At 64.3% G+C, this 12,143-nt stretch carries 13 protein-coding genes; 9 read left to right on the top strand and 4 right to left on the bottom strand.

The annotated features are described in order from the left end of the window. Positions 1-74: 74 nt before the first annotated feature. Entirely contained in the window at positions 75-1,406 is a 1,332-nt protein-coding gene (locus tag KW821_RS18600) for an aspartate aminotransferase family protein (protein ID WP_218292499.1), read from the bottom strand. Positions 1,407-1,579: 173 nt separating this feature from the next. On the opposite strand from KW821_RS18600, the gene KW821_RS18595 reads away from it, so the two are divergent. From KW821_RS18595 to KW821_RS18565, 7 genes are all read left to right on the top strand, one after another. Then, the gene (locus KW821_RS18595; protein WP_042652930.1) at positions 1,580-2,122 is read left to right on the top strand and encodes a cupin domain-containing protein; all 543 of its coding nucleotides are present in this window, start codon (positions 1,580-1,582) and stop codon (positions 2,120-2,122) included. A gap of 181 nt (positions 2,123-2,303) precedes the next feature. After that, a complete protein-coding gene (locus KW821_RS18590) occupies positions 2,304-3,800 on the top strand; it encodes an aldehyde dehydrogenase (RefSeq protein WP_218292498.1) in 1,497 nt (498 codons plus the stop codon). A 125-nt stretch (positions 3,801-3,925) separates the two neighbouring features. After that, on the top strand, positions 3,926-4,099 hold the full coding sequence (locus KW821_RS18585) for a hypothetical protein (RefSeq protein WP_170176021.1): 174 nt from the start codon (positions 3,926-3,928) through the stop codon (positions 4,097-4,099). Positions 4,100-4,219: 120 nt separating this feature from the next. Further along, complete coding sequence (gene rarD / locus KW821_RS18580; protein WP_042652932.1) at positions 4,220-5,116, top strand: EamA family transporter RarD; 897 nt, start codon at positions 4,220-4,222, stop codon at positions 5,114-5,116. 71 nt (positions 5,117-5,187) lie between these two features. Beyond that, positions 5,188-6,006, top strand: coding sequence for an AraC family transcriptional regulator (locus KW821_RS18575; protein ID WP_042652933.1), 819 nt, complete (start codon positions 5,188-5,190; stop codon positions 6,004-6,006). A 169-nt stretch (positions 6,007-6,175) separates the two neighbouring features. Then, on the top strand, positions 6,176-6,817 hold the full coding sequence (locus KW821_RS18570; protein WP_218292497.1) for a LysE family translocator: 642 nt from the start codon (positions 6,176-6,178) through the stop codon (positions 6,815-6,817). Between the two features lie 103 nt (positions 6,818-6,920). After that, positions 6,921-8,030, top strand: a complete 1,110-nt coding sequence (locus KW821_RS18565) for a YeeE/YedE thiosulfate transporter family protein (protein WP_232018886.1) — start codon at positions 6,921-6,923, stop codon at positions 8,028-8,030. Between the two features lie 95 nt (positions 8,031-8,125). On the opposite strand, the gene KW821_RS18560 is transcribed toward KW821_RS18565, so the two are convergent. Further along, the gene (locus tag KW821_RS18560) at positions 8,126-8,746 is read right to left on the bottom strand and encodes a LysE family translocator (protein ID WP_218292496.1); all 621 of its coding nucleotides are present in this window, start codon (positions 8,744-8,746) and stop codon (positions 8,126-8,128) included. Positions 8,747-8,847: 101 nt separating this feature from the next. On the opposite strand from KW821_RS18560, the gene KW821_RS18555 reads away from it, so the two are divergent. Continuing rightward, positions 8,848-9,744: a LysR family transcriptional regulator gene (locus KW821_RS18555; RefSeq protein WP_218292495.1), complete on the top strand. Its 897-nt coding sequence runs from the start codon at positions 8,848-8,850 to the stop codon at positions 9,742-9,744. A gap of 16 nt (positions 9,745-9,760) precedes the next feature. Here the strand turns inward: KW821_RS18555 and KW821_RS18550 are convergent, their stop codons facing one another. Both KW821_RS18550 and KW821_RS18545 read right to left on the bottom strand, forming a co-directional pair. Next, positions 9,761-10,429: a chromophore lyase CpcT/CpeT gene (locus tag KW821_RS18550; RefSeq protein ID WP_218292494.1), complete on the bottom strand. Its 669-nt coding sequence runs from the start codon at positions 10,427-10,429 to the stop codon at positions 9,761-9,763. A gap of 144 nt (positions 10,430-10,573) precedes the next feature. Then, positions 10,574-11,068 carry a GNAT family N-acetyltransferase gene (locus KW821_RS18545; protein WP_218292493.1) on the bottom strand — a complete coding sequence of 165 codons (495 nt, stop codon included), beginning with the start codon at positions 11,066-11,068 and terminating at the stop codon, positions 10,574-10,576. A 303-nt stretch (positions 11,069-11,371) separates the two neighbouring features. Here KW821_RS18545 and KW821_RS18540 point away from each other — a divergent pair, with 303 nt between their 5' ends. Beyond that, positions 11,372-12,028, top strand: a complete 657-nt coding sequence (locus KW821_RS18540) for a hypothetical protein (RefSeq protein WP_042652938.1) — start codon at positions 11,372-11,374, stop codon at positions 12,026-12,028. Positions 12,029-12,143 lie beyond the last annotated feature (115 nt).

The raw sequence follows: 12,143 nt of genomic DNA, 5'->3' as shown, positions 1-12,143 counted from the left end.
CGGGACGTCATGAGATCGGCGCGCAGGAAGATGGCGCCCGCAGCGCGGGCACCATGCAAAAATAAGGTGAAAAATCAGTCCTGTGCCTGCAGGGCATCCTGCAGCAGGGTGAACAGATCGTCGATCTGGCTGCGCTCTATGATGAGGGGTGGCGACAGGGCGATGATGTCGCCGGTGACGCGGACCAACGCCCCCTTCTCGAAGCAGCGCACGAACACCTCGTAGCCACGCTTGCCCGGTGCATCCGGCATGGATTCCAGCTCGATGCCCGCCACCAGACCGTAGTTGCGCACATCCTTCACATGTTTGCAGCCCTTGAGGGAATGGGCCGCCTCCTCCCAGTAGCCCGCCAGATCGGCGGCGCGATTGAGCAGATTCTCGTTGCGGTAGATCTCCAGGGTCGCCAGACCGGCGGCGGCGGCCACCGGGTGACCGGAGTAGGTATAGCCGTGGAACAGCTCTATGGCCCCCTTGCCCGCCGCTATCATGTCGTCATAGATGTGGTTCTGCACCAGCACGGCCCCCATGGGGATGGCGCCGTTGGTGAGCCCCTTGGCACAGGTGATCATGTCGGGCATGACATCGAACTCCTGGGCGGCGAAGGGGGCACCCAGTCGGCCGAAGCCGGTGATCACCTCGTCGAAGATCAACAGGATGCCGTGCCTGGTGCAGATCTCCCGCAGCCGCTTGAGGTAGCCCTTGGGCGGCATGATGACGCCGGTGCTGCCGGCAATGGGTTCGACGATGACGGCGGCTATGTTGCTGGCATCATGGAGGAAGACGATCTTCTCCAGCTCGTCGGCCAGGCTGAGATCCTCCTCGGGCAGGCCTTTGGTGAAGGCATTCTTGGCGATGTTGAGGGTATGGGGCAGATGATCCACCCCGGTCAGCAGGGAGCCGAACCACTTGCGGTTGCCGGGGATGCCACCGACCGAGATGCCGCCGAAGCCGACGCCGTGATAGCCGCGCTCGCGGCCGATGAGGCGGGTGCGACTACCCTGGCCGCGCGCCCGCTGCCAGGCCAGCGCAATCTTCAGCGCCGTGTCGACGGCCTCAGAGCCGGAGTTGGTATAGAAGACGTGGCCGAATCCCTTGGGGGCTATCTCCACCAGCTGGTTGGCCAGCTCGAACGGCAGAGGGTGGCCCATCTGGAACGTGGGGGCGAAATCGAGATGGGAGATCTGCTGGGAGACCGCCTCGGCAATCTCGCGCCGACCATGGCCCGCGTTGCAACACCAGAGCCCGGCGGTGCCATCCAGTATCTTGCGGCCATCCTCTGAGTGATAATACATCCCCTCTGCCGACTTCAGGATACGCGGCGCCGCCTTGAACTGCTGGTTGGCGGTGAAGGGCATCCAGAAGGCGGACATGTCGGAGGGAGTATTGATGTCGCTTATCGGTTTCATGGTCACCTCATCCTTAAGGCGTTTAGTAACGCTTGGCTTGTGCCTATTAAATTAAACACCTGAATCCATAAAAAAGGGCCATTTATCGCCCCTGCTTGGTGTCACCCTCTTGGGGTGGTATAAGATATTTAACACAATTTTAATAATAGTAAACAGTCAAGGAGTGTCTATCGATGGATATCGGTCACCGCCTCAAGGCGGTTCGCACCAAGGCGGCCCTCTCCCAGCGCGAGCTGGCCAAGCGCTCCGGTGTGACCAACGGCTTTATCTCCCAGATCGAGAAAAATCAGGTGAGCCCGTCCGTGGCCTCGCTGCGCAAGGTGCTGGAAGGCATTCCCATGTCGCTCGCCAGCTTCTTCACCGATGAGACGGAGATGGATTCCGAGGTGATCTTCCGTGCGGACGACATGCCGGATCTCGGCACCCACCCCATCAGCTACCGGCTGGTGGGCCACAGCCGTGCCAACCGCGCCATCGGCATGATGCAGGAGATCCTCCCCCCCGGTGCCGACACCGGCGACGACATGCTGAGCCACGAAGGGGAAGAGTGCGGCATCGTCATCCAGGGCCAGGTCGAGGTGACCGTCGGCGAGCAGATCCACCTGCTGGCGCCGGGGGATGGCTACTACTTCGACAGCCGCACCCCGCACCGTTTCCGCAACGTGGGCGAGCAGGAGTGCGTGCTGATCTCGGCCAACACTCCGGCCAGTTTCTGATGACGGAGCGGCCGCCTTTGGCGGACGGGCGGGCCCACCAGCCCCGGTGATATCCCCCGTTCGTTGCCGGGGGCTGACGGGGGCAAATGTTTAACAAAGTTGTACACATATGATTTACAAGCGGCAGGATGTTTAGCATATTGATACGCGGAGACTATCTTTGCCGGTTCAAGGAGTGAACATGAGTGACCTGACCCTGGCCCAGTGGCAACACAAGGCCGCCCATCTGACCCTGCCCTCGCAAGCCTTTATCGACGGCAGCTACCGGGACGCCGTCAACGGCGCCACCTTCGACTGCATCAACCCGGCCAACGGCCAGCTGCTGACCAAGGTGGCATCCTGCGATGCCGCGGATGCCGAGCTGGCGGTGCAAGCCGCCCGCGCCGCCTTCACCGACAAGCGCTGGAGCGGGCTGGCCCCGAAGCAGCGCAAGCAGATCATGCAGCGCTTCGCCGAGCTGATGCGCCTCAACAAGGTGGAGCTGGCGCTGCTGGAGTCGCTGGACATGGGCAAGCCCATCGGCGACGCCATGGGCTATGACGCCCCCGCTGCCGCCAACTGCATCGCCTGGAACGCCGAGGCCATCGACAAGATCTACGATCAGGTCGCCCCGGTCGAGGAGAGCGCGCTGGCGCTGGTGACCCGCGAGGCGCTCGGGGTAGTGGCCGCCATCGTGCCCTGGAACTTCCCGCTGGTGATGGCCTGCTGGAAGCTGGGACCGGCGCTCGCCACCGGCAACTCCGTCATCCTCAAGCCGTCCGAGAAATCCCCCCTCACCGCCCTGCGCATCGCCGGCATCGCGAAAGAGGCGGGCATCCCGGATGGAGTCTTCAACGTGCTGCCAGGCTTTGGCCACACAGTGGGTGAGGCGCTGGCCATGCACATGGACGTGGACTGCATCACCTTCACCGGCTCCACCAAGATCGGCAAGCATCTGGTTCAGTGCTCCGGCAAATCGAACCTGAAACGCGCCTTCATGGAGTGTGGCGGCAAGAGCCCCAACATCATCATGGCGGACGTGCCGGATCTGGACGCCGCCGCCAAGAGCGCCGTCGGCGCCATCTTCTACAACCAGGGCGAGGTGTGCACCGCAGCCTCCCGCCTGCTGGTGCAAAACAGCATCAAGCCGCAGTTCATGGCGCGGCTGCTGGCCCATGCCCGCGAGTGGATCTCCGCCAATCCGCTCGACCCCGCCACCCGCATCGGCGCCATGGTGGACAACATCCAGCTGGAGCAGGTGCTGCGTTACATCGAGATCGGCCAGCAGGAGGGCGCCAAGCTGCTGCTGGGGGGCCAGCGCACTAATCAGGAGAGCGGTGGCTTCTATATAGCCCCCACGATTTTTGATGAGGTGACGCCGCAGATGCGCATCTTCCGCGAGGAGATCTTCGGCCCCGTGCTGGCGGTGAGCGGCTTCGACACGCTCGAAGAAGCCATAGCGCTCGGCAACGACAGCGACTACGGCCTGGCCGCCGCCATCTGGACTGCGGACCTCAATCAGGCGATCAAGGGCTCCCGCGCCCTGCGTGCCGGCACTGTGTTCGTCAACAACTGGGATGGGGGCGACATGACGATGCCGTTCGGCGGCTTCAAGCAATCCGGCAACGGCCGCGACAAGTCGCTGCACGCGCTGGAGAAGTACACCGAGCTGAAGAGCACCTGGATCCAGCTCGATTAATGTCAGAAATGAGCCGATGTGACGAAAGAGGGGGAGAAATCCCCCTTTTCCATTTTTACCCTTTCATCACCCGCCTCAATCGATATAATCGTCAAATAGACAAGCTGTTAAATATAAAGATAAAAATGCTGTTTTTTCTGGGAAGTGTACTGTTTCTGGTAGTGGGGTTGCCGCTCCTGTTCTTCGTGCTGGGCCAGGGTGAGGCCTATGTGACTTGGGGCCCCTGGATCTCCGCCATCGTACTCATGCTGTGGCTGCTGATGGATGTGGAGAAGATCCGCCGTGGCGGCGGCCGCTGAGCCGGTTCCATGCTGTAAAAATCTCGCCAAGCCTCGTTTATTCACTTCTTTCCCCCCAAAAGTATCGCTACACTGATTTTTTGCGATGTTTTCCAACATCCGACTCTGAAGGTTATCCACATGCAGCAACAAATTCAGCGCCAGGGCGTCATCTATGCCCTGTGTGCCTATACCCTTTGGGGCCTGGCGCCCATCTACTTCAAGACCATTTCCGCCGTCCCGGCCGCCGAGATCCTGACCCATCGCATGATCTGGTCCTGCGTCCTGCTGCTGGTGCTGACCCTGCTCGGCCGCCAGTGGCACAAGGTGCGGGCGGTGCTGCGCCAACCCAAGGTGCTGCTCACCCTGGCCTTCACCTCGGTCACCGTCGGTGGCAACTGGCTGCTGTTCATCTGGGCCATCAACAACGGCCACATGCTGGATGCCAGCCTCGGCTACTACATCAACCCGCTGTTCAACGTGCTGCTCGGCATGCTGTTCCTGAGCGAGCAGTTGCGCCGCCTGCAGTGGTGGGCCGTGGGGCTGGCGGTGATCGGTGTCGCCGTCCAGCTCATCGCCTTCGGCTCCCTGCCCTGGATAGCGCTGGTGCTGGCCTCGAGCTTCGCCATCTACGGCCTGATCCGCAAGAAGCTGGCCCTCGATGCCCTCACCGGCCTGCTGATCGAGACCCTGATCATGCTGCCCCCCGCCGCCATCTACCTGTGGGGATTCGCCGACAGCCCCACCAGCCATCTCACCGAGAATGACTGGCACCTCAACCTGTTGCTGATCGCCGCCGGGGCCGTCACCACGGCGCCGCTGCTCTGCTTTACCGCGGCCGCCACCCGGCTCAAGCTCTCCACCCTGGGTTTCTTCCAATACATAGGCCCCAGCCTGATGTTCATCCTGGCGGTGACCCTGTACGGGGAGTCGCTGGCGCTGGACAAGATGATCACCTTCGGCTGCATCTGGAGCGCGCTGGTGCTGTTCAGCCTGGACGGGCTGCGCAGCGGCAAGCGCCGTCAGGCCGCGGGTTGAGGCCCAGGGTGCGCGGTGGTCGACGCAATAATCTACAAGCCAATCGCCGGCTTTCGGGTTATCAATAGTCGATGAGCGCACCCCAATCCCGCATCCATTACTGGCAATCCCCGCTGCTGCCGGGGGTTGAACTCTCCCACTCCCACCACAGGGAGTTCAGCTATGGCCGCCACGTGCACCTGGACTATCACATCGGTCTGGTGCAGCAGGGTGGCCAGAAGTTCATCCACAAGGGCAGCAGCCACAACCTGGTGCGCGGCGAGCTCTCCACCGTCAACCCGGACGAGATGCACGATGGCCTGAGCCTGCTGCCGGAAGGCTACGAGGTGCGGGTGTTTGCCATCGCCCCCGAACAGCTGGCGCGCTGGCTGCCAGACAACCCTGAGCCCTTCTTCGACAAGGGGCTACAGGCCAGACCCGACCTCTATCAGGGCTTCGCCCGGCTGCACATGTACCTGGATCGCCCCCAGCCGGACGGCCTGCTGGCGGAGAGCCGGTTGCTGGCCCTGCTCGGCGATCTGCTACGGCTGGCACCGGAGCGCCACGCCCTGGCGGATCCCCAGCTGCGCTACCTGCGCGATTATCTGCTGGGTCAGCTGGATCAGCGCCACAGTCTGGAGGATCTGGCCGCCCAGTTCGGGCTGGATCGCTTCGCCTTCCTGCGCCAGTTCAAGAAGAAGACCGGCATGACCCCCTACGCCTGGCTCAAGCGGCTGCGTCTCGAGCGCGGCAAGCTCCTGCTCGCCCGCGGCCTGCCGGTGAGCGAGGTGGCACTGGCGGTCGGTTTCTTCGATCAGAGCCACTTCCACCACGGCTTCCGCCAAGCCTTCGGCCTCACCCCGGCGGACTACCGCCAGCAGATGCAGTCGCTCACAGGCCAGTCGAGCTGACGGCCACCGGCCCGACCGATTACCACCGGAAGATGCTCTCTTTCACAGGCTAAGCAGGCTGACGACCGCCGGCCCGGCCAAATACCACCGGCAGATGCAATCTTTTACAAGCCAGCCCCCGCCCCTATCCCCCATGCTGCCACCTCGTCGTCTTTCCTGGAGTTATGTCATGTTCACCAGCCTGTTTCTGACCATAGGTCTCATCCACCTGATCGCCCTGGCGAGCCCGGGTCCCGACTTCGCGCTGATCCTGCGCACCAGCCTGCACAGACCCACCGCCCTCGGGGCGGCGCTCGGCATAGCGCTCGCCATCCTGCTGCACGCCACCCTCAGCCTGACCGGCATCAGCCTGCTGATCGCCAGCCAACCCTGGCTGTTCATGGCGGTGAAGATAGTGGGTGCCCTCTATCTGGGCTGGCTCGGCTGGGGGGCGATCAAGGCGGCGCGGCAGGTGAGCACGACGCTGGCACTCAGGGCCGGCGGCGAGCTGCAAGGCTGGAACCGGGGGCTGCGGGCCGGGCTCGCCACCAACCTGCTCAACCCCAAGGCGCTGCTGTTCTTCATGGGCCTGCTGGCGGCCATGGTGACACCACAGGTGGACGGCCTGACCCGTGGCCTGCTGATCCTGGAGCTGTTCCTGCTGTCTCTGGCCTGGTTCGGGCTGCTGGCCTGGAGCCTCTCCACCGCGCGGGCCCAACATCTGCTCGGCCGGGTGCAACGACCGCTCAATCTGGTCACCGGCCTGCTGTTTGGCGCCGTCAGTCTCTCCATCCTGGTGGAGCTGGCCGGCGAGGCGAGTGCCTATATCTGAGCCATGCAAACCACGCCAACCGTCGAGCGGGCTGGTGTCGGACTCATTGTGGGATTAGGATGCAGGCCGTCAACTCACCACAATAGTTTAAGGATGCATCGGCATGACTCGAAAATGGTCGCTCCCCATCGTGGCACTCGCGGGGGGAGCGTTACTCTGGCTCGGCAACACCTTTGGTATGAAATGGGCCCTGATGGCCCTGATCGGATTCGGCTTCGGCTTCACCCTCTCCTTCAGTCGCTTCGGCATAGTGTTCGGTTGGCGCGAGATGCTGACCAAGCGCAACAGTTACTATGTGCGGGTTCACCTGCTCACCATCGCCATCGAAATTCTGCTGTTCACCTGCTTCCTCTCCTTCAGTCACGCCCTGTTTGGCGATGCCATGGTGGGCAATGTGATGGCCATCGGCATTCCCTTCATCGTCGGCGCCTTCCTGTTCGGGATCGGCATGCAGCTGGCGGGGGTCTGCGCCACCGGCACCCTCTACTGCTGCGGCGAGGGCCAGCCCCGCTTCTGGCTGGTACTGCTCTGCTACGGCATAGGCACCCTGATCAGCAACCAGTTCCGCCCCACCTTCGACGCCACCTTCTCCAGCCAGGTCGTGCTGGCCAAGGATCTGACCGGCAATATATGGAGCGGCATGTTGCTCAACCTGGCGCTGGTCGCCGTGCTGTTCCTGCTGTTTCGCAAGAGTGAATTGAAGCGCACCGGCGAGATCAAGCCCATCTTCGGCGGCGGCAACCTGTTCTGGCGCGACGGTCGCTTCACCGTGCTGACCGGCGGCATCCTGATCGCCCTGCTCAACTCCGCGGTGGTGGCCCTGCACGGCTCGGCCTGGACCATCACCGGCGCCGTCTATGACATGGCGCTGCGCGGCGCCTCCCTGTTCGGCCTGTTCGAGGGCAACCCGAAATTGGCCCAGCCGCTGTTCACCAACCCCATGGTCGGCATGTTCTGGCTGGGGATCCTGGGGGCGGCGCTGGCTCGCTGTCTCAGCGGGGGCGGCAGCCACACCCCGATCCGCCTCGGCAACAGCCTGGCGGCCATCCTCGGCGGTCTGCTGATGGGGATGGGCGCCATGTACAGCGCCTGCAACCTCGGCGGCTTCTTCGACGGCACTGCCTCCGGCAGCCTGCACGGCTGGGTCTGGATGCTGATGGCCCTCGGCGGCAGCCTGATCGGCATCCGCCTGCGGCCGCTGTTCAAACTCTGATGCAAGCACGGGATGGGGCCGATCTGGATCGGCACCATCCCGCTCTTCCTCGCCAAACGGGTTCCCCCTGCCGGCACTGCCTCCCGATCCCCCTCTCAGCCCAATGCCCTTATCAGCAACAAGAGCGCGAAGCCGGTGAACATCACCGCCGACAGCCGGTTGATCCCCCTGGCGAAGCGATCGCCATAACCCTGCAGCCCCACCCAGCGAAACACCAGGCAGTAGCCACCGTGCACCACCAGCACCACGCCACTGAAGCTCAGCGCCAGCAGCATGCACTGGCCCAGCGCCCCCTGGCGAAAGTCGATGAACTGGGGGAACAGGCTGGTGAAGAAGATGATCGCCTTGGGGTTGAGCAGGCTGATGAGCACCCCCTTGGCGAAGCTGCGCCGACAATCCCGATCCGTGGTCATGCCCACCACGGGGCTGACCCCGCGCTGACGCCAGGAGTTCACCCCCAGGTAGAGCAGATAGAGGGCGCCCCCCAGGGTGAGGATCTGCTGGCCCCCGGCCAGCCAGTGGGTAAACCAGAGCACCGCCAGCGAGGCCAGGGTCGCCACCAGCAGTATCCCCACCGCCACCCCGACGAAGCCGGCGATGGCGTGGCGGGTGCCCCGGGTCAGGGTGTTGCCTATGGTGTAGATCACCGCGGGGCCGGGACTGAGCACAGTCCCCAGGGCGAGCAGCAGGTAGAGGGCGTAATATTCGAGACTCATCGCAGGGCATTCCGTGGTCGATTGGATGCCGCCCAGTATATTGACAGCCTCTTCGCCAGCCAGACATAGTGGCGCTCGGCTTTATAAACCAGGAGTTTAGAGTGGATCGCCTGACCGCCATCGAGATCTTCGTCGAGGTCGCCCGCGCGGGCAGCTTCAGTGCCGTGGCGGATCGCTTCGAGATGACGCCGGCCATGATCGGCAAATACATCAAGTGGCTGGAGGCCAGGGTCGGCTCCCGCCTGCTCAACCGCAACACCCGCCGCCAGAGCCTGACCGAGGCGGGCAGGGAGTACCTCGGCGGTTGCCAGAGCCTGCTGCAACACTATCGGGAGCTGGAGCAGAATACCCAGGCCCACACCGGTCAGGCGGCGGGCAAGATCCGCATCAATGCCCCCATCACCTTCGGCAGCTATCGGCTGACCCCCCTGCTGTGCCGCTTCATGGCGCTGTATCCGCAGATCCGCATCGAGCTGGATCTCTGTGATCGGCTGGTCGATGTGATCGGCGATGGTTTCGATCTCATCTTCCGGGTCGGCACCCCCAAGGACGCCGCCTATATCGCCCGTCCGCTGAGCCACTCGACCTCGGTGTTCTGCGCCTCCCCCCTCTACCTGCAACGCCACGGCACCCCGCTCGAGCTGGCGGATCTGGCCCGCCACCACTGCCTGGGCTTCGCCCCCTGGCTGACCCAGTCCGGTCTGGCCGCGGAGTTTCCCCTCGAGCAGCTGCACCTGTGGGACAGCCCCTTCATCAGCAACCATGGCGGCGCCCTCAAGGTGGCCGCCCTGAACCATGCGGGCATAGTGCTGCAACCGCGCGCCCTGCTGAGCCAGGAGCTGGCCAGCGGCGCCCTGCTGGAAATCCTGCCGGATGCCCTGCCCACCCCGCGCCCCGTCAACATGCTCTACCCCGCCAGGGAGCCCATGCCGCTGCGGCTGCGACTGCTGATCGACTACCTCAGCGAGCATCGCCACGAGCTGGACATAGCGGCCTGACGGCGGGCCGGCCGGCTCACTCCCCGCGCTGTTTCACCCTGCGCAGATAGACATAGCCCTCGCCGGGGCTGCCCCAGCGCTGATGGGCGGCGTTGTCGTAGGCCCTGTCCAGCAGCCTGACGCTGTTGGGACCGATCCAGAGGTATTGCACCAGGGTGCTGGCGCCGCCGAAGTTGGTGGCGCAGCTGCCGACCCTGCTGTGGCCCGCGTATTCTCCGGAGGGTTGGCGGGTCAGCCAGATCTCGCAGCCCTGGCGCAGGGAGAGTTGTTGCGGGGTGAGGGAGTCGAGCAGTTCGGGCTTGCGCCAGGCGCCGGCGAAGTCGATGGCCCTGGGCATGGTCAGCTCGGCCATCAGGATGCGGCCGTCCGGCAGCGGGGAGAAGCGGTAGATGCGCTGGCGAAACGGGCGCACCGCCCGCTCGGTCAGGAATTGCTCGGCGTAGACCCAGCGAAAGCCGCTGTCACCGGGCCAGATCTCCACCAGCCGCAGCTCGGCGCTGGTGAAGCGGCGATCGTAACCGGCCTGCTCCTGACTGGAGAACTCGCCGGTGAACCAGGAGAGCAGCGGCTCCATGCTGGCCTGGCTCGCCAGGGTGGTCGCCGGCGCGGCAACAAAGGGTGTCGGCGCCGCCCACACCAGGCTGGCGTAAAACAACCCGAACAGGGCCGCCATCAGCTGTATCATCGAATCCTTCCGAGTCGCTTGCATGGCGGCGATTATATGAGCGAACGGCGGCAATAACCTCTACCTTGATCAACTCCTTGCAGATCTATCGAAAAATCACTCGGTTAGCGAAAGAAGCTGACGGCAGGGGCCAGCCTCGCCGCCTCAGCCAAGATAGGAGAGCACCGCAAACTCGTTGCCGCCAAATTCGAACGCGGCCACCTCGTGCATGCCCATCTTCTCGTGGGCGCGCAGCGAGGCGATGTTGTCACACCGAATGAAGAGGATCCCCTCTCGCGCCGGCAGTTGGTGCCGCAACGCCGAGAACATGGCCTGCGCCAGGCCCTGGCCCCGCGCCTCGGCGGCCACGCAGATGGGGCCGTACACATAGGCATCGGGCGCCCCCTCATAGACGGAGAACATGACCCTGACCAGGGGCACCTCTATGGTCATGGCCCGCGAGCCGGTCATCAGAAAGCCGGTCACCCGCCCCTCCCGGCGCGCGACTATCAGCGGCATGGCACCCATCATCTCGGCAATCTTGTCCCGCGGCAGACTCGCCGCCAGGGAGCCGCCCCTATCGGCCTGATTCTCGGCCTGCAGCGCCGCTATGCCATCCAGATCGCCCTCGACCGCGCACCCGATCACGACCTCGCTCATATTCACACTCCTGCCAATCTCTGTCTGTGTTGAGGGCCACCCCGCGCCAGCCGGGCTGGGTCGCCGTATCAGCAAGGCCGTATGAGTCGCTTGCATGGCGGCGATTATATGAGCGAACGGCGGCCATCGCCTCCCCCTGCGGCAAATACAGTGGCCGCCACCACCCCCTGATGCCGACCTGGGTGATAGCCGTTTGACCAGGAGGCCGAGGCGGCGTCCGGCCTGCGGCTATGGCGCCTTGACCGCGGATGAAAAGCCGACCCATGCTTGTCCATACCCGAGTCACAAGGAAGTGAGTCTGCCATGAGCCAATCCCGCTTTTCCCCCCTCGATCCCATCTCCCGCCACTCCGAGATCCTGTTCGGCCTGCTGATGGTGCTCACCTTCACCGGCTGCTTCAACGCCCTGGAGGCGGGGCAGGCGGAGGTCAAGGAGCTGCTGATCGCCGGCATCGGCTGCAACATCGCCTGGGGCATGATCGATGCCATCGTCTACCTCATCACCACCCTGGCCGAGCGCGGCCGCTCCCTGCGGCTGCTGCAACAGCTGCGCCTGCTGCCGCAGGGGGAACCGGCGGCCCTGCTGGCGATCCGCGATGCGCTGCCGCAACTGCTGGCCGAGATCAGTCGCGACGAGGAGCTCAGAGGCTGGCAGGCTCGCCTGAACGAGCACCCTACCACGGCGCTGGGCCGCATCTTCTTCTGGAACGATCTGCGCAACACTCTGGGGGTCTTCCTGCTGGTGTTCCTCTCCACCTTCCCCGTGCTGCTGCCGTTCATCTTCCTCGATGACACCGTGCTGGCGCTGCGCCTCTCCCACGCCATCGCCCTGCTGATGCTGATGCTGATCGGTCGTGGCCTGGCCCACTACGCCGGCTCCCCGCGCCCCTGGCTGATCGGCATCCTGTTCGCCGCGGCGGGCGCCGTGATCGTCGTCATCACCATCGCCCTTGGCGGCTAAGCCGCCGCCTCCCATCCCGCCACCATCCCTGCGCCTGTCCTTCTCCCCTCGCTCCCTGGCGGCCAGGGGTGGGGCGGGCACGGCGCCCATGAGCGGCTATCCTTGTGCGGGACCC

It is taken from the genome of Aeromonas sp. sif2416 (assembly GCF_019218665.1).
Lineage (GTDB): Bacteria > Pseudomonadota > Gammaproteobacteria > Enterobacterales > Aeromonadaceae > Aeromonas > Aeromonas encheleia.
The sequence above is the reverse complement of the archived record's forward strand: the minus strand, read 5'-3'. Positions and strand labels throughout refer to the sequence as shown.